This window comes from Saccharothrix ecbatanensis, from assembly GCF_014205015.1.
Classification (GTDB): Bacteria; Actinomycetota; Actinomycetes; order Mycobacteriales; family Pseudonocardiaceae; genus Actinosynnema; species Actinosynnema ecbatanense.
Genome location: NZ_JACHMO010000001.1, coordinates 656,545 through 680,022 on the forward strand (window position 1 = coordinate 656,545; position 23,478 = coordinate 680,022).

Below are 23,478 nucleotides of genomic sequence, written 5' to 3' on the forward strand. Positions count from 1 at the left end.
GTAGACCCTCAATCGAAAGGCAAGGCAGTGGTGACCAGTAAGCCGGACATCCCTTCACCCACGAAGTTGCAGGCAGCCATCGAGTACGCCGCGCTCGGTTGGCCGGTCGTCCCCGGAGCGATCTGGCACGACGGACACTTCGCTCACCCGGTTGACGAACGTCCCGTCACCAGCCCCTGCCTCCGGCCGATCGAGGAAGCGACCACCGACGCCGCTGTGGTGCGGGAGTGGTGGTCGGCCCCCGGCTTGCACGCGCCCAACGTCTTCACCGTGACGGGTTCGGAATTGGGCGCGTTCACGGTGGCCGAGTCGCTGGTCATGGCTCTGGCGGACGACCCCTGGTTCGCCGCCCTGCCGACCCCGGTGCTGACTTACCCGAACATGCCGATCGCCTACTTCCTCGTCCGGCCACCACTGCCATCGGTGCTGCTGAGCAATGTGGCGCGGGTGCTGGATGCGGGAGTGCCCCTGCCCTTGCCGCCGAGCGACCTCGAAACCACACCGGTCATCTGGCTGGTCACCCCCGAACAAGCCGGCAACGTCCTGATGCCCGGCGACGCGCTGGCCGACCTCATCCGGAGCTACGAAAGGAAGAGCGCGTGAACGAGTTGGCCGAGGTCGAGCAGCGCACGGACGTGGACAGGGTCTTCACCGCGTTGCTGCGCGAGGTGGCGTGGGAGGAGGCGCCACGGCTCTTCGCCATCGTCGAGGAGTACGGCGAAGCAGAGGACGCCCGCGTCGCGGGCTACGGGCTCGCGTACGCCGACCGCGCCGAGGTCGACGCAGTGGAAGGCGGCTTCCGCCTCAGCTCCGAGAGTGCCGAGAGCGCCAGGACGCTGTTCGAGATCACCAGCGGGGACGAGGCGGTGCGGCGGGTGCACCTGGTGTGGCTGGACGACAATCGGCTTCGCCAACCGTGACCGGGCGGCACTTGATCGCGGCGGTGGACCGGCGGCTGGAGATCAGCCGCCGCTCGACCTTCCGGCTTTCGGCCGGCCCGCTTATTCGCCGGCGCTGCGGGCACCCGGCCGTCAGGCGCCGGGCTCGTAGGCCAGGTTCGGCCGCAGCCAACGCTCGACCTCGGCCAACGGCATACCGCGCCGCCGGGCGTAGTCGACTACCTGGTCACGGCCGATCCGCCCCACGGTGAAGTAGCGGGACCCCGGGTGGGCGAAGATCACGCCGCTCACGCTCGCCGCCGGCGTCATGGCGAACGACGTGGTCAGCGCCATGCCGATCTCCTCCGCCTTGAGCAAGTCGAACAAGTCCTGCTTCTCGCTGTGGTCCGGGCTCGCCGGGTACCCCAGCGCCGGCCGGATGCCGCGGAACCGCTCGGCGTGCAGGTCCTCCAGTGCCGGGTCGGCGTCCGGCTCGAACCAGTCGCGCCTGGCCTGGAGGTGCGCGTACTCGGCGAACGCCTCGGCCAGCCGGTCCGCCAGCGCCTTCACCATGATCGACCGGTAGTCGTCCTGCTCGGCCTCGTACCGCGCGGACAGTTCCTCCGCGCCGTGGATCGAGACCGCGAAACCGCCCAGGTGGTCACCCTCGGGCGCGATGTAGTCGGACAGGCAGCGGTTCGGCCGGCTCTCCGGCTTCTTCGTCTGCTGGCGCAGCATCGGCAGCCGAACACCACCGTCCACCACGATGTCGTCGCCCTCGCTGTGCGCGGGCCAGAAGCCGTAGACGCCCTTCGCCCACAGCGACCCGTCGGCGATGATCTGGTCGAGCATGGCGTTCGCGTCGTCGAACAGCTCCTGCGCCGCCGGGTTGGTCTGGAGGATCTTCGGGTACTTGCCCTTCAGCTCCCAGGCCAGGAAGAAGAACGTCCAGTCGATCATCTCGCGCAGCTCGGCCACCGTCGGCTCGACCACCCGCAACCCGGTGAACGCGGGCGTCGGCAGATCGTCGAACGGCACCACCTCGGCGTTCGCCCGTGCCTGCTCGACGGTCAGCAGCGGCGTGCTCTGCCGGTTCTCGTGCTCCTCGCGCAGCCGCTGCTGCTCCACGCGGGTCGACACGCCCAGCTCCTCGGCCCGGTCGTGGTCCAGCAGGGCCGACACCACGCCCGCCACCCGCGACGCGTCCAGCACGTGCACGGTGGTCTGGTCGTACACGGGCGCGATGCGGACGGCCGTGTGCTGGCGGGACGTCGTCGCCCCACCGATCAGCAACGGCAGCTTCATGCCCCGGCGCTGCATCTCCGCGGCCACCGACACCATCTCGTCCAGCGACGGCGTGATCAGCCCGGACAGGCCCACCACGTCGGCGCCCTCGGCGATCGCGGTGTCCAGGATCTTCGCCGCGGGCACCATCACGCCCAGGTCGATCACGTCGTAGTTGTTGCAGCCCAACACCACACCGACGATGTTCTTGCCGATGTCGTGCACATCGCCCTTCACCGTGGCCAGCACGACCTTGCCGTTGCCGCGGGTGGAGCCGGAGGCTTCCTTCTCCGCGTCCATGTACGGCTCCAGGTGCGCGACCGCGCGCTTCATCACGCGTGCGCTCTTCACTACCTGCGGCAGGAACATCTTGCCCGCGCCGAACAGGTCGCCGACGATCTTCATGCCGTCCATCAGCGGCCCCTCGATCACGTCGAGCGGGCGCTTGGCCTCCAGCCGGGCCTCTTCGGTGTCCTCGATGATGAAGTCCACGATGCCGTGCACCAGCGCGTGCGCCAGCCGCTTGCCGACCGTGCCCTCGCGCCACGACAGGTCGATCTCGCGCTTGGTGCCGGACCCGGACACCGTCTCGGCGAACGACACCAGCCGGTCGGTGGCGTCCTCGCGGCGGTCGAACAGCACGTCCTCGACCAGCTCCAGCAGGTCCTTCGGGATGTTCTCGTAGACCGCGAGCTGACCGGCGTTGACGATGCCCATGTCCAGGCCCGCGCGCACACCGTGGAACAGGAACGACGAGTGCATCGCCTCGCGCACGGTGTCGTTGCCGCGGAACGAGAACGACAGGTTCGAGATGCCACCGCTGATCCGCACGCCCGGACAGCGCTTCTTGATCAGCGGGATGGCGTCCAGGAACGCCTTGGCGTAGCCGTTGTGCTCGGCGATGCCGGTCGCGACGGCCAGCACGTTCGGGTCGAAGATGATGTCCTCGGCCGGGAAGTCCGCCTTCTGCGTCAACAGGTCGTACGCGCGACCGCAGATGTCCACCTTGCGCTCGGTGGTGTCCGCCTGGCCCTTCTCGTCGAACGCCATCACCACCACGCCCGCGCCGAAGTCGCGGATGCGGCGGGCCTGGGTGAGGAACTGCTCCTCGCCCTCCTTCAGGCTGATCGAGTTGACCACGCCCTTGCCCTGCACGCACCGCAGCCCGGCCTCCAGCACCGACCACCGCGAGCTGTCGATCATGATCGGCACCCGGGCGATCTCCGGCTCGGTGGCGATCAGGTTCAGGAACGTCGTCATCGCGTGCACGCTGTCGAGCAGGTCGGCGTCCATGTTGACGTCCAGCAGGTTCGCCCCGCCGCGCACCTGCTCCAGCGCGACGTCGACCGCCGCCTGGTAGTTGTCGCTCTCGATCAGCCGGCGGAACTTCGCCGAGCCGGTCACGTTGGTGCGCTCGCCGATCATCACGAACCCGGTGTCCGCGCTGATCTCGAACGGCTCCAGCCCGCTGAACCTGGTCCGGTCCGGCACCTGCGCGATCGGGCGCGGCTTCATGTCCTTGACCGCCGCCGCGATCCGCGCGATGTGCGCCGGCGTGGTGCCGCAGCAGCCGCCGACGATGTTGACGACGCCCTCTTCGGCGAACCCGTGCAGCAGCGCGGCGGTCTCGTCGGGGGTCTCGTCGTAGCCGCCGAACGCGTTCGGCAGACCGGCGTTGGGGTGGCTCGCGGTGTAGGTGCCGGCGATCCTGGACAGGTCGGCGACGTGCGGTCGCATCTCGGCCGCGCCCAGTGAGCAGTTCACGCCCACGACCAGCGGCTCGGCGTGCGCGACGGAGTTCCAGAACGCCTCGACCGTCTGCCCGGACAACGTCCGGCCGCTCAGGTCCACGATGGTGACCGAGATCCACAGCGGCAGGTGCGGCGCGACCTCGCGGGCGGCGGCGACGGCGGCCTTGGCGTTGAGGGTGTCGAAGATCGTCTCGATGAGGAGCAGGTCGACACCGCCCTCGGCGAGCGCGCTGATCTGCTCCGCGTAGGTGGCCTTGACCTGGTCGAACGTCACCGTGCGGTACGCCGGGTCCTCGACGCGCGGTGAGAGCGACAGGGTGACGTTGAGGGGGCCGACGGAGCCGGCCACGAACCGGCCGCCTGCCTCGTCGGCGGCCTGGCGGGCCAGCTGCGCGCCGCGCACGTTCATGTCGCGGACCAGGTGCTCCAGGCCGTAGTCGGCCTGCGCGATGCCGGTCGCGGTGAACGTGTTGGTGGTGGTGATGTCCGCGCCGGCGGCCAGGTACTGGCGGTGGACGTCGAGGATGACGTCCGGGCGGGTCAGGTTGAGCAGGTCCGGGTCGCCGGTGACGTCGTGCGTGTGGTCGCCGAGGAGATCACCGCGGTAGTCGGCCGGAGCGAGACCGGCGGCTTGGAGCATCGTGCCCCAGGCACCGTCCAGTACCACGACACGCTGGTCCAGCAGTTCTCGCAGGGCGTTTTCCGACACGCAGCCTCCCAGTTTCGGGAGGCGCCCTTACGGTCTTTCAGCCCGGGCCGAGCGTGGCGGGCCGTTGCCCGTTGCAGCGCCTCTCGGTCGGGGTCCCGATACTAGCGAATCCCGTGATTCTGGTCGGACCCGCCCACTCTGTGGGACACCACCACCATCGGGTGGTGGCGTCCCGCAGCCGGTTCAGCGGACGATCACGACCTCCAGGGTGCGCGGGCCGTGCACGCCTTCCACGCGTTCCAGCTCGATGTCGCTGGTCGCGGACGGTCCGCTGATCCACGTCTGGGTGCGCACCCCGGCCAGCGCCGCCACCGCGTCCGGCACGCCCGGCACCACCTGGTCCGCCCGGACCACGACCAGGTGGTAGTCCGGCACGAGGGTGAGCGCGCGGGGGCCCTGGTCGGCGGCGTCGTGGTCGAGCACGATCGTGCCGGTCTCGGCGATCGCCACGTGGCACGCCGTCACCACGGCATCGGTCCGTTCCAGCGTGTCGACGGTCACCGGATCGCGGATGACGTCCACACCCGCGGCATCGGCTTCGCGCAGGTCCCCGCCAAGGGGATCCCTTGATTCAACTCTACCGACGGGGTCCGACAATTCCCGCTGGTCGGGCAGCTCCGGTTGGTCCGACGGCTCGGGTTGCTCCGACAGCTCCTGCTGGTCCGACAACTCCGGCTGGTCGGGCGGCTTCGGCTGTCCGGGCTGGTCCGACGGCTCCGGCTGGTCGGGCAACTGCTGCTGGTCGGGGAGGGCCGTCCACTCCACAGGCGTCCCAGGAGCAGCCACGACCCGCCGCACACCCCGTTCCAGCAGCGCGGCGACGACGGTCGCGGCGACCTGGTCGGCATCGACCACCCGCACCCGCGCCCGGTAGTCGCGCAGCCGCTCGGCGAACAGGCCGAGGTCGCCCACCCCCAGCGTGCCCGCCACCCGGTAGTCACGCAGGACCGGCGGCGGCTCGGCCGGACCCTTCGCCCGCCTGACCCGGGCCAACACCTCGTCACGCGCGCTCATCGGGACTCCCACCAATCACGGAACGTCTGCTTCGGCGGCAAGGGCAGGTCACGGGCCGACGACCAACCTGGCAGCGGCACGTGCCGGCTCGCCAGTCGGCCGAACTTGCCCAACCGGATCAACCGACTCCACCGCCGGGAATCCGACATCACCCACCCCACGGCACGCATGGCGGTCGACTCCGGCGTCGCCCGCTTCGACTCGGTGACCCGCGACCGCAGGTGCACCAGCATCGACGGGATGTCGATGGCCACCGGGCACACGTCGTAACACACACCGCACAACGACGACGCGAACGGCAGCGTCGGATTCTTGTCCACCCCTGTGAGCTGCGGAGACAGCACCGCGCCGATCGGACCGGGGTATGTCGACCCGTACGCGTGGCCGCCGGTGCGCTCGTACACCGGGCACGAGTTCAGGCACGCCGAGCACCGGATGCAGCGCAACGCCGCCCGACCGTCCGGATCGGCGAGGGTCGCCGTCCGACCGTTGTCCACCAGCACGACGTGGCTGGTCTGACCCTCGGTCGGCCCCGTCCACACCGACGTGTACGGGTTCATCCGCTCACCCGTGGACGACCGGGGGAGCAGTTGCATGAACACTTCGAGGTCACGCCACGACGGCACGAGCTTCTCGATCCCCACCACGCTGATCAACGTGCGCGGCAGGGTCAGGCACATCCGGCCGTTGCCCTCGGACTCGACCACCACCAGCGCGCCGGTCTCGGCCACGCCGAAGTTCGCGCCCGAGATCGCCACGTCCACCGTCATGAACTTCTGCCGCAGGTGCTTGCGCGCCGCCTCGGCCAGCGCGCGCGGGTCGTCGGTCAGGTCCGGGTCGACGCCGGCCATCTCGCGCCGGAACACGTCCCTGATCTCGGTTCTGTTCCGGTGGATCGCGGGCACCAGGATGTGGCTGGACTTGTCGTTGCCCAGCTGGACGATCAGCTCCGCGAGGTCGGTCTCCACCGCGTGCACACCGGCGTCCGCCAGCGCCTCGTTCAGCCCGATCTCGACCGTGGCCATCGACTTGACCTTGATGACCTCACGCGTGCCGGTCGCCTTCACCAGGTCGGTGATGATCCGGTTCGCCTCTTCCGCGTCCCGCGCCCAGTGCACGTGCGTGCCCCGGCTCGTCAACGCCTCCTCGAACCGGACCAGGTACTCGTCCAGGTTCGCCAGCACCTCGTCCTTGATCGCCGCACCGGCCAGGCGCAGCTCGGCCCAGTCCGGCAGCTCGCCGACCACGCTCGCCCGCTTGGTCCGGATCGTGGAGGTGGCCTTGGCGAGGTTGCGGCGCAGCTGGTCGTCACCGAGCGCGCCGCGTGCCGCCTTGGGGAACGGGGTGCCGGTCAGGTTCCCGCCGCCGGCGGGCATGCCGAGGAACGTCATCGCGTGTTCTCCAGTACCTGGGCCAAGTGCAGCGTGCGGGTGCCGCTGCGCAGCCTGCTCAGGCCGCCGCCGATGTGCATCAGGCACGACGAGTCGCCCGCCGTGAGGACGTCCGCCTCCGTGCTCAGCACGGCGCTCGTCTTGTCCTCGAGCATGGCGGTCGACGTGGCGGAGTTCTTCAGCGCGAACGTGCCGCCGAAGCCGCAGCACGTCTCGGCGTCGGGCAGCTCGACCAGGTCGATGCCCTCCACCGCCCGCAGCAGCTGGAGCGGCTTGTCCTGCACCTTCAGCATCCGCAGCGAGTGGCACGTCGGGTGGTAGGTGACCCGGTGCGGGAAGTACGCGCCCACATCCGTCACCTTGAGGACGTCCACCAGGAACTCGGACAGCTCGAACGTGCGCTTGGCGGTGTCCTCGGCGGCCTCGGCCAGCTTCTCGTCACCGCCCTTCCGGGCCACGTCGGCGTGCTGGTGGCGCACCGACCCGGCGCACGACCCGGACGGCGCCACGATCACGTCGGCCTGCTCGAACGCGGCGACGTGGTTGCGGACGATCGGCAGCGCCTGCCCCTGGTAGCCGGTGTTGATGTGCATCTGGCCGCAGCACGTCTGCGCGGACGGCACGACCACCTCGTGGCCGAGCCGTTCCAGCAGTCGGACCGTGGACTTGCCGACGTCCGGGAACAGCGCGTCGACCAGGCAGGTGACGAACAGTGCGACTCTCACGGCGAGGAGTCTAGGCTCTGTGGTCTGACCACACCAGCCCTGTGGTCTGACCACATAACGGAGGTGTCCGGGTGTCCGGGTACGGAGCGGTGCTGCGGCACGTCGAGGCGGAGTTGACCGAGGGTCGGCTCGGCGTGGGGCAGCAACTGCCCGCCGAACGCAAGCTGGCCGAGGACCTGGGCGTCAGCCGGGCCACCGTGCGTGAAGCGATCCGGGTGTTGCAGGCCATGGGCGTGGTGCGCAGCGGCGTCGGCTCAGGGCCCGACGCGGGCACGACGGTCATCGCGGACCCGGCCGGTGGCCTCGGCGCGGCCCTGCGACTGCACCTGGCCACCCGCAGGCTGCCCATGGCGGACCTCGTCGGCACCCGGGTCATGATCGAGAGCCACTCGGTGCGCGCCGCCGCGGCCGTGCCCGACCACCCGGACCTGGCCCGTGCCGCCGACCTGCTGACCCGCATGGACGCGCCGGAGCTCACCGCGGACGCGTTCCACCAACTCGACGCCGACTTCCACGTCGCCCTGACCGCCGCCGCGGGCAACGCGGTGAACACGGCGATCATGGCGGCGCTGCGGGACGCCATCCACCACACCGTGCTGGACGCCGTGCAGGCGCTGCCCGACTGGTCCCGCACCGCCGTCCGGCTGCGCCGCGAGCACCGGTCCATCCTGCGCGCGATCCAGGCGGGCGACGCCGATCTGGCCGCCACCAGGGTGACCCGCCACGTCGAGGGCTTCCACCGCGAATGGGCACGCCACGCCCTGAACGCGCCCTGAAAGGTGTGAAGCCCGGCCCCCGGGAGGACCGGAGGCCGGGCTTCACGGCTAGCTCGTCCGCTGCCTTTCGGCCCGACCGAGCAGCACCAGCGCGGCGCAGATCAGCACCACGTTCTTCAGCACGAACTCACCGCTCGTGGTCAACAGCAACGGATTGCCGTCCGTCATCATGAGAGCCGGCGCCTGGACGAAGACCACGAACGTCCCCGCCAGGTGGACCGCCGCGGCGACCAGCGTCAACCGGGGCAGCCGCCCGATCAGCAGCACCGCTCCCAGGACGACCTCGAACCACCCCAGCGCGGGCACGAGGAAACCCTGGTCCACCCACGGCACGGCGGCGCTGACGAGGTAACCGACCGGCGAGGAGCCGATCACCTTCAGCACGCCGAACCAGACGAACACGACACCGATCGACACCCGGAGTGCCGGCCCGGCCCAACGGTCGAGCTGTGCGCCGACAGCGGTTCGCTCCCCCAAGCGAGTCGACATGTCAGTCCCCCAACGGGTTCAGCAGGTCCGCCTTGCCCTCGAAGGCGAACAGCAGCAGATCGGTCATCCGGAACGTCCGCGCGTCGGGTCCGAACGTGGGCCGCCACGACGGCTCACGGACGATCGACGTGTGGCTGCCCTCCATGGTCCGGTGGAACACCTCGGCCACGATCCGGCCGCCCACCGGCCCGAGCAGACCGCCGTGGAACTCCGCCTCCCGCAGGACGTAGAACCACAACGGGGTCGCGGCGGTCACCGCGGCCTTCTGCGCGTCGGTCAGCGAGTCCAGGGACGCGCCCTGGTTGCCGACCAGGATCTGCTCGGCGGTCAACGGCTCCACGCCCAGGAACTCCGCCATCTGCTGCCCGCTCGCGAGCCGGACCATGTCGGCCCTGGTCAGGTTGCGGAACGCCAGGTTGCGCTGGATCTCCGGGAACGTGGTGCCCCGCCCGTCGAACGTGCCCGCCGGCAGCTGGGCCAGCGGGTTCACCAGCAGGCTGTCGAGCCTCTGGGTGACGTTGCCGCCGTCCGCGGTCGGCGGCGCCAGGTCCGGCCGGTCGGCTTCGGTGAAGTCGTACAGCCGGCGGAAGTCGGCGATCCAGTTGGTGGGCAGGGTGTCGCGCGTGCCCGAGTTCGGGTTGTCCAGGTCCGGCAGCTGCGACCCGGGGTCGAAGTTGCCGGAGGTGCCGGTGAAGACGAACAACAGGAACAGCGTGGCGGCGCCACCCGGTCCGGTGGTGTTGAACACCCGGTTCCACTGGTACCCGCCCCGGATCATGCTGTGCCCCAACCGGTATGCCGCCACCGAGAACTCCAGCGGCATGGTCGGCTGGAGCCCGTGCGGGAACCGCCCGCGGCCAGGCGCCTCGAAGAAGCGCCGACCGTTGGCGAACACGTCGTCCACGATCGCCGGGTCCACGATCCGCGGCAGGAAGTCCGTGCGCAGCATCCACTGGTAGTGCCGCACCACCTGCTCGCGTGCCGTGGTGAACAGCCGTCGCCCGGTCAGCCCGCGCAACGCCAGCTCGTCCACGACCCGGTTGTGGAACCTGATGAACGCCAGGTGCGTCTGCGCGACCGCCAGGTTCTCGTCGTTGCGGGTGTCCGGGATGAGCGGCCTGCGCCGGTCCGCCCCGGTGAGGCCCGCCCCGCCGAACCGCGGCAGGTCGAACCCCTCCAGCGCGACGTCGACCCGCTGGTCCGGGAAGTCCACCGGCGAGGTCGTGCCCACCTTGAGCTTCACCCCGTCGCGGGCGTAGAACACCCGGTCGGTGCGGTCACCGGGACCGCGGCCGTACACGGAGTCCAGGTCCAGGGCCGGTGATCGGCCCTGCACCAGGTCATCGAGGTTCACGTCGTCGCCCAGCTGCGACTCCGTGCGGTCCATGGTCAGGTCGTGGTCGACGAACTGACCGAGGTACGTGAAGCCCGCCGGGATGGGCGGGTTCGCGGAGTCCGGCTGCGGCACGTCCGCCGTCATGGCGTTGGCGAGCGCGATCCGGGTCTCCTCGTCGAGCGGCGTCCCCTCCGGCCCCATCCGCGAGAAGCGGAACCGGCGCAATTCCTCGACGGTGCGCGGTTGACGTTTCGTCGCCGCACCGTCGCGGTCGAACTCGAGCACTCCTTCGCCCACGACGAAGAAACTGTTCGAACCGTGCTGTTTCATAGACCCCCCCAGGTCTGTGATTTCCCGGTGACCCGGGCAGGACGAACGCACCCCCTGTGGTCGCCCTATACATAGGAGCGTACTCCTGTCCATCGGATACATGGCCTAGTTGAATAGTCCGGATGCACTAACGCTGTGGTCGGCGATGGCCTACGAGATTCACGTGGATGCGCCACCCGCGGCGCGGCGGAACCTCGTCGTGAGGCGATCGAACGCCACCGCGAGCTCGTGTCCGTCGATCACCTCGATGTCGACGTCGAGCTGAGCCATCCACAGCGCGAGCCGGTCCGGGTCGTCGGAACCCACCTCGACACGGCACGTGGACTCGTCGACCACCTCGATGTCGACCGGAATGTGGATCTTCGCGGCGACCTTGGCGGCGGGAGCGTGCACCAGTACCCGGGCGCGGTACTTCCAGGCGCCCTTGCTGACGCGTCCGACGACGTACTCGACGACACTGTCCTCCGGGATCACGCGCGGCCGGAACCGCGCACCCGTCGGTGCGTGCGGAACCATGCGGTCGACCCGGAAGACCCGCCAGTCGTCGCGGACGAGATCCCACGCGAGCAGGTACCAGAGCGTTCCCCAGCTCACCAGCCGTTGCGGTTCGGCGTGGCGCGCTTCTTCCTCGCCCCCTGGCTTCGTGTACCCGAACCGGAGCCGTTCGTGGCCGCGGATCGCGGCAGCGACCGCGCCGAGAACCGAGAGGTCGAGTGGCGGCCCAGCTCCTCGGACAACGCTCGTCGCTTCGCGCACCGCCTCCACGCGCCGGCGCAGACGCGAGGGCAGCACCTGCTCCAGCTTCGCGAGCGCGGTGAGCGATGTCTCCGCGACTCCGAGCCCCTGGGTCGCGACCGCACCCAGTCCGACCGCGACGGCGACGGCCTCGTCGTCGTCAAGCAGCAGTGGGGGCATCGCCGTCCCGGCGGCCAGCCGGTACCCGCCCGCGACGCCGGGGCGCGCGTCCACGGGATATCCGAGCGACCGCAGCTTGCCGATGTCGGCGCGCACGGTCCTCGTGCTCACGTCGAGCCGGCCGGCGAGCTCGGAGCTCGTCCAGTCGCGCTTGAGCTGGAGCAACGACAGCAGTTCGAGCAGACGGGCCGAGGTCGCCAACATGTCCCGATCGTGCCGGCAATCGCGGAAGCTACCCTGCCGCATTGCCTGCGACCGTCGACGTCATGAACGAGAACAACGCACTCACACCGTTCCGCATCGACATCCCGCAGACGGACGTCGACGACCTCCGCAACCGGCTGTCACACACGCGCTGGCCGATCCCCGTGCCGGGCCGGGACGATCGCACCGACTTCAGCCGCGGCATCCCGCTGGTGTACCTGAAGGAGCTCGCCGAGTACTGGCGCGACGGGTTCGACTGGCGTGCGCAGGAGGCGAAGCTCAACGAGCACGAACAGTTCACGACGGTCGTCAACGGCCAGACGTTCCACGTCGTCCACGCTCGATCGGCGAACCCGGAGGCCACCCCGCTGATGCTGAACCACGGCTGGCCGGGGTCGTTCGTCGAGTACCAGCGACTCATCCCGCTGCTGACCGACGAGTTCCACGTGGTCATCCCGTCCCCGCCCGGCTTCGGGTTCTCCACCCCGCTCTCAGGGACCGGCTGGGAGCTGGCGCGGACGACGGAGGCCTACGCCGAGATCATGACGCGTCTCGGGTACGAGAGGTTCGCGGCCCACGGCACCGACATCGGAGCGGGCGCCACCGGCCGCCTCGCGGCGCTCTACCCGGAACGCGTGATCGGCACGCACGTCGGCAGCGACCCGCGGTGGCTCGGGTTGGTCGGCGACAAGTTCCCCTACCCCGACGGCCTGTCCGATGACGAGATCGCCGAGATCGAGGCGGTGCGCACCGAGGCCGCGGCCGAGCGCGGGTACCTCGAGATGCAGAACCACCGCCCCGACACGATCGGCGCGGCGCTCACCGACTCGCCGGTCGGTCAGCTCGCGTGGACCGCCGAGAAGTTCAAGACCAGGACCGGCGGCGACTACCGGACGCCGGACGAGTCGGTCGACCGCGACCAACTCCTCACGAACATCAGCCTGTACTGGTTCACCCGCGGCGGCGCGTCGAGCGCGCAGTTCTACTACGAGGGCGAGCACTCCGGACTCGACTACTTCGCCATGGCCTCCGGCGTGCCGTCCGGATGGGCCGTGTTCGACACCCACCCGCTCATGCGCCGCGTGATGGACCCGTGGGGAGCGATCGGCCACTGGAGCGAGTTCACCGAGGGCGGTCACTTCCCCGCGATGGAGGAGCCGAAGCTGCTCGCGGACGACATCCGCGCCTTCTTCCGCGGCATTTCCCGACCGCCGCGAGCCTGAGGTGCTTGACCGTGCCCCAGGGGCAGGGCTTAGACCTGTCCGGAGGCACCAGGTGATCAGGAGGACGTCCAGATGATCGACTACACGACGCACAGCCCGTTCACGGATCCAGGACCGTTGGCGGGGTGGCTCGACGGCGTCGGACCGGACCTGGCGAAGCTGCGGCGGGCGGCGTCCGGGCTGGTGTTCCACTTCTGGGGCAACGGCGACATCACCGACCACGGGTTCCCGGCCGAACGGCGGGCGGAGGTCGACCTGCGGTACGCGGCGGACATGTTCGCCCGGCTGCACGAGCTGAACCCCGCGCCGCTCGACCAGGAACGGGCGCCGACCGAGCGGATCGTGGGCTGCTGCCGCGACTTCACCCTGCTGTTCGTCTCGATGGCACGGCACCACGGCATCCCGGCGCGGTCACGGGTCGGGTTCGCCGGGTACCTGGCCCCCGGCTGGTACATGGACCACGTGGTGGCCGAGGTGTGGGACGGCGGGCGGTGGCGGCTGATCGAGCCGCAGTTCCCGGAGGGCACCGGCGTGGACGTGATGGACGTGCCGCGGGACGGGTTCCTGGTGGGCGCGGACGCGTGGCGGGCGTGCCGATCGGGCGCTCTCGACCCCGAGAAGTTCGTGGTCTCACCGGAGATGACGGAGCCGAGCCTGCGCGGGCTGACCCAGGTGCGGCACGACCTCGTGCAGGACCTGGCCTCGTTGAACAAGCACGAGATGGTCCTGTGGGACCTGTGGGGCGGGCTGCGCGACGTGCCGGAACTGTCCGAAGAGGAGATGGAGGCCGCCGACGAGCTGGCGGCCTTGATCACGGACCCGACCGACGACGTGGTGCGGGCGGCGTTCGACACCGACGCCTACCGGGTGACGTCGGTGATCACCTCGATGAGCCCGACCGCTCAGCTGCCGCTGGAGGTCGTGTTGCGCTGAGAGGGCTTGGCGTTCCGGGCGGTCGACGGGCTGAGGCGGCTGATCACGGCCATGTAGGAGGTGGGGAACAGGCGGGCGAGGATGTCCGGCGCGACGGCGGTCCACGCGATCAGCACGCGGCCTTTGCGCTTCTCCACACCCGCCAGGATCCGCTCGGCCGCCTTGTCCGCCGGGTACGTGAGGAGCTTGTCGAAGTTCTCCTTGCCCTCCGCCGCCTCGGCCTCGCTCGCCCCGGACGCCACCCGGGCCGTCTCCGCGATCCTGGTCCGGATACCGCCCGGGTGCACGCTGGTCACGCCGACGCCCCGGTCCGCCAGCTCGTGCCGCAACGACTCGCTGAACCCGCGCAGGGCGAACTTGCTGGCCGAGTACGCGGTCTGGCCGGGCGGCCCGATCAGGCCGAACAGGCTCGACACGTTCACCACGTGGCTGCCCGGCGACGCCAGCAGCGTCGGCAGCAGCAGGCGGGTCAACGCGACCGGCGCGCGGAAGTTGATGTCCATGACCCAGTCGAACTCGTCCGCGCTGACCTGCTCGAACGTGCCGCCCAACGCCACGCCCGCGTTGTTCACCAGCAGTGTGACGCGCGGGTTCGTGGCCAGCACGCGTGCCGCGAGGTCGTCCAGGCCGGCGATGTCGGACAGGTCCGCCACCAGCGTCTCGACCCGCACCCCGCTGATCTTCGCGGCCACCGCCGCCAGCCGCTCGGCGTCCCGGTCGATCAGCACGAGGTCGCTGCCGCGCCGGGCCAGGCCGTACGCCATGTGCTCGCCCATGCCGCTCGCCGCGCCCGTCACCACCGCCGTGCCGCCCGCGAACCGGTAACGCGACAGCTGGGACATGCGGCCTCCTCAGGACGTCCGATGCCACCAGTCTGGCCTTGATCGACCGGTCGGGGCTTGACTTCACGCGACAGGAATTTGACCTGACGCGACTTCATGCACCACGCCGCACCGCGCTCGGCGTCATGCCCCACCAGCGGCGGCAGCAGCGGCTGAGCGCGGACTGCTCGGACAGCCCGAGCATCCCCGCGACCTGGCTCATCGGCATGTCCGTCGTGGTCAGGTACCGCTTCGCCGCGTCACGCCGCACCTCGTCCAGCACCGCCGCGAACGTCGTGCTCTCGGCGGCCAACCGGCGCTGGACCGTGCGCGGGTGCAGGTCGACCAGCCGGGCCACCGCGCCGATCTCCGGCGCGATCGTGCCCAACGACCTGGTCAGCACACCACGCACCCGTGCGGTCAGGCTCGCGCCGTCACCCGCGGTCTGCTCGGCCAGGAACGCCAGCGCCAGCCGCCACACCCGCTCGTCACCGCCCGCCAACGGCTGGTGCACGAGGGCGCGCGGCATCCGCAGCACGGGCGCTTCCTGTCCGATGTGGACGGTCGCGCCGAAGAACTCCTCGTACACGTCCAGCGGCGCGGCGGGTTGGTAGGGCAGCTCCACGCTCCGCAGCCCGTACGGGCCGCCCAACAGGTACGTGATCGACCGGTGCAGGAAACCGAGGCCGAGGTCGACCGCCTGCACCGACACCGGCAGCCCCGGCGGCAGTCCGTAGCGCAGCGCGGCGAGGTCAGGAGCGCCGTACGGGTCGTCCACCAGCGTCAGGCTCAACGACCGGGCGTGCACGAACAGGTAGCGGGAGGTGCACTCCAGCGCGTCGGCCACGGTCGGCGAGTTCTGGATGGCGAGCGCCAGCGGGCCGAGCATGCCGAAGTCCTGGCGTGCGGCCACCCGGAGCCCGAGGTCCGGGCACCGCAGCTCGGCGGCGGCGACCTCCAGCACGGCGGCCATCACCGCGTCCGACACCAGCAGGTCGTCCACGTCCAGCGCGGCCACCGGCAGACCCGCCGCGCGGGCGTAGTCCTCGGCCCGGCCGCCCAGCTCGGCCACGGTCGCCCGGAACCCGCGCAACCCCGCGGACCGGACCACCGACATGTCGTACAGGGTCAAATACTTGTCGTCCCCGGTCAAGAACCCATCCGGTGGCTCCAGGACACTGGAGCGCATGACCACCCCCGAGCACCTCGACGTCGTGATCGTGGGCGCCGGACTGTCCGGTGTCGGCGCGGCCTGCCGGCTGCGCGCCGAGTGCCCCGGCAAGTCCGTCGCGATCCTCGAAGCCCGCGACGTCATCGGCGGGACGTGGGACCTCTTCCGGTACCCGGGCATCCGGTCCGACTCGGACATGTTCACGCTCGGCTACCCGTTCCGGCCCTGGCGCGAGGCGAAGTCGATCGCGGACGGCCCGTCGATCCTGCGGTACGTGCGGGAGACGGCGCAGGAGCACGGCATCGACCGGCTGGTCCGCTACCGCACCAAGGTGGTGGCCGCCGACTTCTCGACCGAGACGGCGCGCTGGACGTTGACGATCAACCGCCGGGACGACGCGGGCGTGGTCACGTCGAGCACGCTGACCTGCGACTTCGTCTACTCGTGCACGGGGTACTACAACTACGACCAGGGCCACGACCCGGTGTTCCCCGGTATCGAGTCGTTCCGCGGTGACGTCGTCCGGCCGCAGTTCTGGCCCGAGGACCTGGACTACGCGGGCAAGCGGGTGGTGGTGATCGGCAGCGGCGCGACCGCGGTGACGCTGGTGCCGTCGATGGCCGAGACCGCCGCCCACGTGACGATGCTCCAGCGTTCGCCGACGTGGATCGGCGTGGTGCCGGGTCGGGACAAGCTCGCCGACCGGGTTCGTCGACTGCTGCCCGCGAACGCCGCGCACCGGCTGATCCGGACCAAGAACATCCTGTTCGGGCTGGCGTTCTACCAGTTCTGCCGCCGTTGGCCCCGGGCCGCGCGCAAGATGCTCACCGGGCTGTCGGCGAAGGCCCTGCGCGACCCGGAGGCGGTGCGGGAGCACTTCACGCCGACCTACGACCCGTGGGACCAGCGGTTGTGCGCGATCCCGGACGCCGACCTGTTCGAGGTGCTGAAGGCGGGTCGGGCGTCGGTCGTCACCGATCACATCGACACGTTCACGTCGGACGGCGTGCGGCTGAAGTCGGGGCGTGAGCTGGCGGCGGACGTCGTGGTCACGGCGACCGGTCTGCGACTGCTGGCGCTGGGCGGGATCGAGCCGAGCGTGGACGGGCGGCGGGTGAAGCTGTCCGACCAGTTCCTGTGGCGTGGCGCGATGATCACCGGGCTGCCGAACCTCGCGGTGTGCGTCGGGTACACGAACGCGTCGTGGACGCTGCGCGCCGACCTGACCTCGCGGCTGGTGTGCCGGGTGGTCAACCACATGGACCGGCACGGGTACGCGTCGGTCGTCGCCACGCCGGACCGTGAACTGGACCGCCGTCCACTGCTGGACCTGGCGTCCGGGTACATCCAGCGGGCGATCGACACGTTCCCGGGTCAAGGCGACCGCGGGCCGTGGCGGGTGCGGCAGAACTACGTGCTCGACGCCGTGGCCACGTTGCGGGGCGACTTGAGCCGGCAGCTCGTCGGCACGCCCCGTTCGGCCGTGCGGCGGTCCGTGCCTGTCGGTCAGGGCGGGTAGTCAGGGCCGGTGGTCAGCGCTCAGGGCCGGTAGCGCAGGCCGTTCAGCACGAGGTCGAGCATGCCGTCCGAGGGGCCGACCTCGCCCGCCGCGATCGCGATGCCGCCGAGGGTGGCCAGCACGTCCAGCGGGGCCACGTCCGTGCGGTCGATGGCCTCCAGCAGCACGGTCATGGCCTGTGTCAGCCGTTCCAGGCTTTCCCCGTACGGGTCGCCACCGCTTGCGATCACCGCGCGCAGTGCGTCCCCGAGATCGCGTTTCGTGGTCATGTAGTCCAGGAACCGGTCCATCCAGGCCCTGGTCGCCTCGTCCGGCGGCAGCGTGCGCACCAGCTCGGGCGCGGCGTCGCAGAGCTTGCCCAACTCGTTCCGGTAGACCGCCTCCACCAGCGCCTCCCGGGTGGGGAAGTGGCGGTAGAGCGTGCCGATGCCGACTCCGGCGCGCTTCGCGATGGACTCCAGCGTCACGTCCGAGCCGTCGTGGCTGAACGCGTCGAGGGCCGTCTCGATCAAGCGGTCGCGGTTGCGCTGGGCGTCCGCGCGCAGCGGGCGGGACACGATGCCTCCGTGGTCAGGGTGACGCAGCTCACAATGCTAAGCGGAGGGTCCTCCGCATACAGTCGAACGTAACGGAGGAACCTCCGCTTCAGTGTACGGCAGCAGACGGGGAACATCATGACCGAGCACATCACCACGCCGTTCGACGTGGAGTCCACCGCCGCGCAGGTCGTGGCGGGCATCGACCTGACCGGCCGGCGCGCGGTGGTCACCGGTGGCGCGTCGGGCATCGGCGTCGAGACCGCGCGGGCGTTGGCGTCGACGGGCGCGGAGGTCACGTTGGCGGTCCGCGACACCTCGGCCGGGCAGCGGGTGGCGGACGAGATCGGCGGGAACGTGCGGGTGGCGGCGGTCGACCTCGCGGACCGGGCGTCCGTGGCGGCGTTCGTGGCGGGCTGGGACGGCCCGCTGCACATGCTGATCAACAACGCGGGCGTGATGGCCACGCCGGAGACCCGCACGCCGGAGGGCTGGGAACTCCAGTTCGCCACCAACCACCTGGGCCACTTCGCGTTGACCACCGGCCTGCACCGGTTCCTCGCGGCCGAGGGCGCGCGGGTGGTGTCCGTCAGCTCCGCCGCGCACCTCATGTCGCCGGTCGTGTTCGACGACATCCACTTCGTCGAGCGGCCTTACGACCCGTGGGCGGCGTACGGGCAGTCCAAGACGGCGAACGTGCTGCTGGCGGTGGAGGCGACCAAGCGCTGGGCGGCCGATGGCATCACCGTGAACGCCGTTATGCCGGGCGGCATCAGGACCAACCTCCAGCGGCACGTCGGACGGGAGGCCATGGACGCCATGATCGCCCAGGCCGTCGAGGACGGCTTCAGGCTGAAGACGCCGGAGCAGGGCGCGGCCACGTCGGTGCTGGTGGCCACGTCACCGCTGTTGGAGGGCGTCGGCGGGCGGTACTTCGAGGACTGCGCCGAGGCCCTGCCGAACGACGGGAACATGGTCAGCGGTGTCGCGGCCTACGCGCTGGACCCGGCGGCGGCGACGCGGCTGTGGGAGGTGACCGAGAAGACGTTGGCCGGCTGAGCGGCCGGTCGTCCGGAGTCGATCACGTGAGCTTGACGCCGGTGATCTCCGCGCAGGCGTCGAGCAGACCGTCCTGGAGTCCGACGTCGTACGCGGCGGGGTTGGCGGGGAGGTCTTCGCGCCACTTGAAGTAGCGGCCGGTGACGGTGGCGGCGGGTTCGTCGGAGGTCGCGAGCCACACCTGGGTGTCCGCGCCCTTCGGGAGCTCGTCGGTGGCGTTCGGGCCGCCCAGCTTGGTCTTGATCCAGCCGGGGTCGACCGCGTTGCTGATGACGTCCGGCCAGTGGCGGGCCACCGCGAACGCGAGGACGACGTCGAGCAGCTTGGAGTCGGAGTAGGCCTGCATGCCGTTCCACTCGCCGCGCTCGTGCTGGAGGTCGTCGAGGTCCGCCACGCCCTGCGACTCCAGGCCGGACGTGAGGTAGATCAGCCGGCTGGGGCGGGGCATGAGGGCGGTGAGCAGGTACGGGGCCAGCACGTTGACCTGGAACAGCAGCTCCAGGCCGTCGTCGGTGAGGGTGCGTTCCTGCAGGCCGCCGCCCAGTCCGGCGTTGTGGATGACCACGTCGCACGGTCCGGCCGCCAGCGCGAGCTCCCTGGTCTGGCTGAGGGACGTGAGGTCGCCGATCACGACCCCGTCGGCTTTCGGCACGGCGGCCAGCGCCTGCCCGGCCCGTGCCGCGTCACGTGCGTGCAGCACCACCCGGTGCCCGAGCCCGACCAGCGTCGCCGCCGTCTCCCGACCGATACCGTCCGACGACCCCGTGACCAGAACGCTCACCATGACGGGCAGCCTACCGTGGGAGCGCTCCCAGCCCGCGCGTCGCACACCGTGAGTCGCGCACATCGTCAGCGACTCGTCAGGTCGAACCGCCCGTTGCCGGGACACCCTGTTGGTGGATCGACCGACAGCTGGAGGACGAGCATGGGGCCTGAGGCCGCACAACAGGACCGGTACTGCATGGAGGCGGTCGGCAGGCTGGCCGTCGAGTTCGGCGGGGTGGTGTCGCGGAGGGTCGTGACGACCACGGTCCTGGAGGCTCGGCGGGACCTGGAGGGCCGGATCGTCCCCGAGGCCCTGGCCGAGATGCTGCACCGCCTCGCCCACCACCGCCTCGACCGGATGCGCGCGAACACCTGATCGACCGCCCCGCTCGCGGCGGCCGTGGACGCGGGGACGGTGGATGTACCGATGCGGGGTCGAGGGCCGGGCAGCATGCTGGCGGGCATGGCTGTGGATCCGCGAGGCGCCGACCTGAAGCGACTGATCGCCGACGACCCGGGTGGGCCGGTCGTCATGCTCAACCTGCTGAGGTTCGCGGAGGGCGGGTTCGAGTCGTACCAGGAGTACGCACGTCAGCTGCATGAGACGTTCCTGCCCCGGTACGGCGGCGAAGTGCTCTACGCGGGCACCGGCTCCACCGTCCTGGTGGCCGAGGACGGGCAGAGCTGGGACGCGGTCGTGGTCGTGCGCTATCCCCACCGGGAGGCGTTCAGCCGGATGGTCGCCGATCCGGAGTACCAGGAGGTGACCCGGCTGCGCACCGAAGCGCTGACCGAGGCGGTGCTCCAGGCCACCATCCCCTGGGGCTGAAAGCGGCACGTCACGCGGCTCGCCACGCGACGAGGGCCAGCACCGCGGACACGGCGGCGGCGATGGCGGCGATCGTCACGAGGCCTGAGGTGAAGGCCGCGTCGACCGCGGCCGGCGGCAGGGTGTCCGGGATGCGCCCGTCGACCCGCGCCCGGTACACGGCCGCGCCGATGCTGCCCAGGACCGCGACACCGAGGGCGAGCCCGAGTTCCGTGCCCGTCTCCGACAGCGCCGACGCCGCACCGGCCTTGCGCGGTGGCGCCGAGCCGACGATGAGATCGGTGCTCAGCGCCATGATCGGTCCCTGGCCGAGGTAGACGACCACGATGCCGAGCACGACCAGCGCCACCCCCGACGTCGCGGTCAACCGGGTCAGGATCACGAACCCGACCGCGGCGATCAGCAGCGAGACACCGACGATCCGCCCGGCCGCGAACCTCCGCGCGAGCACGGGCGCGAGCACGGAGGTGACGACCATCGCGCCGGACGAGGGCAGCAACCACAACCCCGCCCGCAACGGCGACAGCCCCACCACTTGTTGCAGGTACTGCGTGACGAACAGGTAGACGCCCGCGGTCACCGAGATGCCCGCCGTCATCACGATCATCGCGGCCCGGAACCGCCGCTCGCCGAACAGCCGCACGTCGATCAACGGGTCGGCCGTCACCAACTGCCGTCGCACGAACAACACCCCGAACCCGGCACCCACGCCGATCGACGCGACCCCCGTGGCGACGGCATGGCCCGCGAAGAGGTGCTTGACGCCGTAAATCGTCGGCAGCACCGTCGCCAGCGACAGCGCGACGCCGGCCAGGTCGATCCGTCCCGGTGCGGGATCGCGGTGCTCCGGCAGCACCCACGGCGCGGTCACCAGCATCAGCCCCATCACCGGCACGGCGATCAGGAAGACCGAACCCCACCACCACGATTCCAGCAGCGCGCCGCCGACCACCGGCCCGAGCGCGACACCGCCGGAGAGGCACGCCGCCCAGATCCCGATGGCCGTCCCGCGCTGGGTCGCGTCGCGGAACATGGTGCTGATCAACGCGAGAGTGGACGGCATCATGGTCGAACCGGCGACACCCAGCAGCGCACGGGCCACGATCAGCGTTGTCGGCGTTGGCGCGTAGGCCGCGACGACCGACCCGAGCGCGAACGCGGTGGCGCCGATGAGCAGCAATCGGCGACGTCCGATGCGGTCACCGAGGTTGCCCATCACGACCAGGAACGAGGCGATCAGGAACCCGTAGCTGTCGGTGATCCACAGCAGCTCGGTCGCGGTGGGCCGCAGGCTCGCCGCCAGGTGCGGTGTGGCCAGGTAGAGGACCGTGACGTCCATCGAGAGCAAGAGGGTCGGCAGGGCGAGCACCGCGAGCCCCAGCCACGTCCGGATGCTCGCGTGCGGCACGACTGATCGACTTGTCATGCGGCCGACGCTAAAGTCTCACACTGATGTGAGAGTCAAGTCAGGCGGAGAACCCATGCGAATCGGCGAACTCGCGCGCCGGACCGGTGTCAGCCAACGGTTGCTGCGCTACTACGAAGACCAGGGCCTGCTCAACCCGACCCGGCGTTCGAGCGGCTATCGGGAGTACGCGGACTCCGACGTGGTGGCGGTGGCGCACATCCGGAACCTGCTCGCCGCCGGCCTGTCCACCACCACGATCGCGGATGTGCTGCCCTGCATGGGAAAGGACGGCGAACGGCTCATCGCCGACTGTCCCGAACTCGTGGACGACCTCTACCGCGAGCGTGAGCGCATGACCGCGTCCATCCACGCCCTCGAAACCGCCCGAGCCACCCTCGACGGCATCATCGCGACCGCACCGCCTTCCCTCGCCCGGACCGCCGCCGGCTGAATCCTCAGTACCGGTCGCGCAGCCAGCCGCCGAGTGCGCGCAGCCGGTCGGCGAGCGCGGTCGGTTCGACGACGTCCAGGTCGAGGTTGAGGTACACGAGCCACCGGGCCGCCCAGTCGAGGTCGTCGGCGCCGAAGTGGAGTTCGCACTCGTCGTCGTCATCGTCGATCACGGTGGCGACGCTCGGGTCGACCAGTTCACGCACGAGGTCCGCCGACGTGTGCACCCGCACGCGCACACGGTGGCGTGATGGGCCGTGGGCCAGGGTGTCCGAGACGAACGCGGCGGCGTCGGCCGGTGGTTCGGGGATCGGGTAGCGGGTTCCGAGCGGCTGGACGTGGTCGACCCGGTCGAGGGCGTAGACGACCCAGGCCGTGGCGCCGCGCGGGCACGCGACGACGTACCAGCGTCCCCGCAGGGTGACGAGCCGGTGCGGCTGCACGTCGATCGGCCTCGCCTCGGCCGCGTCGTGACGGCGGTGCCGGATGCGGATGGCTTCGCCCGCACGGCACGCGATCGCGGTGGGGATGAGCACGTCACGGTCCGCGCCGCGCCGGGACGGCAGCGACTGCACCTCGGCCAGCGCGGTGAGCCGGGTGCGCCAGCGCGACGGCACGACCTGCGTCAACTTGGCCAAGGCCGTGATCGCGGCGGCTTCGAGGCCGTCCACCGCGACCGCCGTGCGAAGTCCGATGGCGACGGCGGCCACCTCGTCGGCGTCAAGCAGCAACGGGGGCATCGCGTGGCCGGACGCCAGCCGGTAGCCACCTTCCCGACCGGCCTCGGCGTCGATGCGGTAGCCGATGTCGCGCAGCTGGGCGATGTCACGGCGGGCGGTGCGCTCGGTGACGCCGAGCCGGGCCGCGAGCCGGGTGGCGGAGATGCCGGGGTGCGCCTGGAGCAGGGCCAACGTCTCCAAGCGGCGGCTGGTGGTGTTCACCGGACCATCGTCCGTTCCCTA

22 protein-coding genes and 1 pseudogene are annotated in these 23,478 nt (G+C 70.6%); 10 read left to right on the forward strand and 13 right to left on the reverse strand.

Annotated elements, in window-relative coordinates:
• The first annotated feature begins 30 nt into the window (after nt 1-30).
• Nucleotides 31-603, forward strand: a complete 573-nt coding sequence (locus tag F4560_RS02975) for a bifunctional DNA primase/polymerase (RefSeq protein ID WP_184915856.1) — start codon at nt 31-33, stop codon at nt 601-603.
• Complete coding sequence (locus F4560_RS02980; RefSeq protein ID WP_184915859.1) at nt 600-920, forward strand: hypothetical protein; 321 nt, start codon at nt 600-602, stop codon at nt 918-920. Before F4560_RS02975 ends, F4560_RS02980 begins: the two co-directional genes overlap by 4 nt.
• 111 nt (nt 921-1,031) lie before the next feature.
• Here F4560_RS02980 and metH read toward each other — a convergent pair whose 3' ends face one another.
• The 4 genes and pseudogenes from metH to F4560_RS03000 all read right to left on the reverse strand — a co-directional run bounded on the left by metH (nt 1,032) and on the right by F4560_RS03000 (nt 7,752).
• Nucleotides 1,032-4,622 carry a methionine synthase gene (gene metH, locus F4560_RS02985; RefSeq protein WP_312868274.1) on the reverse strand — a complete coding sequence of 1,197 codons (3,591 nt, stop codon included), beginning with the start codon at nt 4,620-4,622 and terminating at the stop codon, nt 1,032-1,034.
• Between the two features lie 183 nt (nt 4,623-4,805).
• A pseudogene (locus F4560_RS46770) lies at nt 4,806-5,105 on the reverse strand (LutC/YkgG family protein); the annotation flags it as partial.
• 527 nt (nt 5,106-5,632) lie between these two features.
• Nucleotides 5,633-7,027 (reverse strand): LutB/LldF family L-lactate oxidation iron-sulfur protein, encoded by a 1,395-nt coding sequence (locus tag F4560_RS02995; RefSeq protein WP_184915862.1) that lies wholly within the window; start codon nt 7,025-7,027, stop codon nt 5,633-5,635.
• Nucleotides 7,024-7,752 carry a (Fe-S)-binding protein gene (locus F4560_RS03000; protein WP_184915864.1) on the reverse strand — a complete coding sequence of 243 codons (729 nt, stop codon included), beginning with the start codon at nt 7,750-7,752 and terminating at the stop codon, nt 7,024-7,026. Before F4560_RS03000 ends, F4560_RS02995 begins: the two co-directional genes overlap by 4 nt.
• A gap of 71 nt (nt 7,753-7,823) precedes the next feature.
• Here F4560_RS03000 and F4560_RS03005 point away from each other — a divergent pair, with 71 nt between their 5' ends.
• Entirely contained in the window at nt 7,824-8,528 is a 705-nt protein-coding gene (locus F4560_RS03005) for a FadR/GntR family transcriptional regulator (protein ID WP_184915867.1), read from the forward strand.
• Nucleotides 8,529-8,576: 48 nt separating this feature from the next.
• Here F4560_RS03005 and F4560_RS03010 read toward each other — a convergent pair whose 3' ends face one another.
• From F4560_RS03010 to F4560_RS03020, 3 genes are all read right to left on the reverse strand, one after another.
• Nucleotides 8,577-9,017, reverse strand: coding sequence for a DoxX family membrane protein (locus F4560_RS03010; protein ID WP_184915870.1), 441 nt, complete (start codon nt 9,015-9,017; stop codon nt 8,577-8,579).
• 1 nt (nt 9,018) lies between these two features.
• On the reverse strand, nt 9,019-10,650 hold the full coding sequence (locus tag F4560_RS03015) for a peroxidase family protein (RefSeq protein ID WP_312868279.1): 1,632 nt from the start codon (nt 10,648-10,650) through the stop codon (nt 9,019-9,021).
• Nucleotides 10,651-10,842: 192 nt separating this feature from the next.
• The gene (locus F4560_RS03020; protein ID WP_184915876.1) at nt 10,843-11,802 is read right to left on the reverse strand and encodes a helix-turn-helix transcriptional regulator; all 960 of its coding nucleotides are present in this window, start codon (nt 11,800-11,802) and stop codon (nt 10,843-10,845) included.
• Nucleotides 11,803-11,864: 62 nt separating this feature from the next.
• On the opposite strand from F4560_RS03020, the gene F4560_RS03025 reads away from it, so the two are divergent.
• The gene (locus F4560_RS03025; protein WP_184915879.1) at nt 11,865-13,025 is read left to right on the forward strand and encodes an epoxide hydrolase family protein; all 1,161 of its coding nucleotides are present in this window, start codon (nt 11,865-11,867) and stop codon (nt 13,023-13,025) included.
• A gap of 72 nt (nt 13,026-13,097) precedes the next feature.
• On the forward strand, nt 13,098-13,958 hold the full coding sequence (locus F4560_RS03030; protein ID WP_184915882.1) for a transglutaminase-like domain-containing protein: 861 nt from the start codon (nt 13,098-13,100) through the stop codon (nt 13,956-13,958).
• On the opposite strand, the gene F4560_RS03035 is transcribed toward F4560_RS03030, so the two are convergent.
• Together F4560_RS03035 and F4560_RS03040 are read right to left on the reverse strand one after the other, a co-directional pair.
• Nucleotides 13,928-14,800, reverse strand: coding sequence for an SDR family NAD(P)-dependent oxidoreductase (locus tag F4560_RS03035; RefSeq protein WP_184915884.1), 873 nt, complete (start codon nt 14,798-14,800; stop codon nt 13,928-13,930). The two genes, F4560_RS03030 and F4560_RS03035, sit on opposite strands and share 31 nt — an antisense overlap.
• 94 nt (nt 14,801-14,894) lie before the next feature.
• Complete coding sequence (locus F4560_RS03040; protein ID WP_184915887.1) at nt 14,895-15,896, reverse strand: AraC family transcriptional regulator; 1,002 nt, start codon at nt 15,894-15,896, stop codon at nt 14,895-14,897.
• 70 nt (nt 15,897-15,966) lie between these two features.
• On the opposite strand from F4560_RS03040, the gene F4560_RS03045 reads away from it, so the two are divergent.
• Nucleotides 15,967-17,469 (forward strand): flavin-containing monooxygenase, encoded by a 1,503-nt coding sequence (locus F4560_RS03045; RefSeq protein WP_184915888.1) that lies wholly within the window; start codon nt 15,967-15,969, stop codon nt 17,467-17,469.
• A 20-nt stretch (nt 17,470-17,489) separates the two neighbouring features.
• Here F4560_RS03045 and F4560_RS03050 read toward each other — a convergent pair whose 3' ends face one another.
• On the reverse strand, nt 17,490-18,026 hold the full coding sequence (locus F4560_RS03050; RefSeq protein ID WP_312868283.1) for a TetR/AcrR family transcriptional regulator: 537 nt from the start codon (nt 18,024-18,026) through the stop codon (nt 17,490-17,492).
• 117 nt (nt 18,027-18,143) lie between these two features.
• Here F4560_RS03050 and F4560_RS03055 point away from each other — a divergent pair, with 117 nt between their 5' ends.
• Entirely contained in the window at nt 18,144-19,064 is a 921-nt protein-coding gene (locus tag F4560_RS03055) for an SDR family NAD(P)-dependent oxidoreductase (RefSeq protein WP_184915891.1), read from the forward strand.
• 22 nt (nt 19,065-19,086) lie between these two features.
• On the opposite strand, the gene F4560_RS03060 is transcribed toward F4560_RS03055, so the two are convergent.
• Nucleotides 19,087-19,848, reverse strand: a complete 762-nt coding sequence (locus tag F4560_RS03060; protein WP_184915894.1) for an SDR family NAD(P)-dependent oxidoreductase — start codon at nt 19,846-19,848, stop codon at nt 19,087-19,089.
• A gap of 141 nt (nt 19,849-19,989) precedes the next feature.
• Between F4560_RS03060 and F4560_RS03065 the strand changes: the two genes are divergently transcribed.
• Both F4560_RS03065 and F4560_RS03070 read left to right on the forward strand, forming a co-directional pair.
• The gene (locus tag F4560_RS03065) at nt 19,990-20,205 is read left to right on the forward strand and encodes a hypothetical protein (protein WP_184915897.1); all 216 of its coding nucleotides are present in this window, start codon (nt 19,990-19,992) and stop codon (nt 20,203-20,205) included.
• An 87-nt stretch (nt 20,206-20,292) separates the two neighbouring features.
• A complete protein-coding gene (locus tag F4560_RS03070; RefSeq protein ID WP_184915900.1) occupies nt 20,293-20,658 on the forward strand; it encodes a DUF1330 domain-containing protein in 366 nt (121 codons plus the stop codon).
• Between the two features lie 10 nt (nt 20,659-20,668).
• Here F4560_RS03070 and F4560_RS03075 read toward each other — a convergent pair whose 3' ends face one another.
• A complete protein-coding gene (locus tag F4560_RS03075) occupies nt 20,669-22,084 on the reverse strand; it encodes an MFS transporter (protein ID WP_184915903.1) in 1,416 nt (471 codons plus the stop codon).
• A 55-nt stretch (nt 22,085-22,139) separates the two neighbouring features.
• On the opposite strand from F4560_RS03075, the gene F4560_RS03080 reads away from it, so the two are divergent.
• Complete coding sequence (locus tag F4560_RS03080; protein ID WP_184915907.1) at nt 22,140-22,517, forward strand: MerR family transcriptional regulator; 378 nt, start codon at nt 22,140-22,142, stop codon at nt 22,515-22,517.
• 4 nt (nt 22,518-22,521) lie between these two features.
• Here F4560_RS03080 and F4560_RS03085 read toward each other — a convergent pair whose 3' ends face one another.
• On the reverse strand, nt 22,522-23,457 hold the full coding sequence (locus F4560_RS03085; protein ID WP_184915910.1) for a helix-turn-helix transcriptional regulator: 936 nt from the start codon (nt 23,455-23,457) through the stop codon (nt 22,522-22,524).
• Nucleotides 23,458-23,478: the final 21 nt, after the last annotated feature.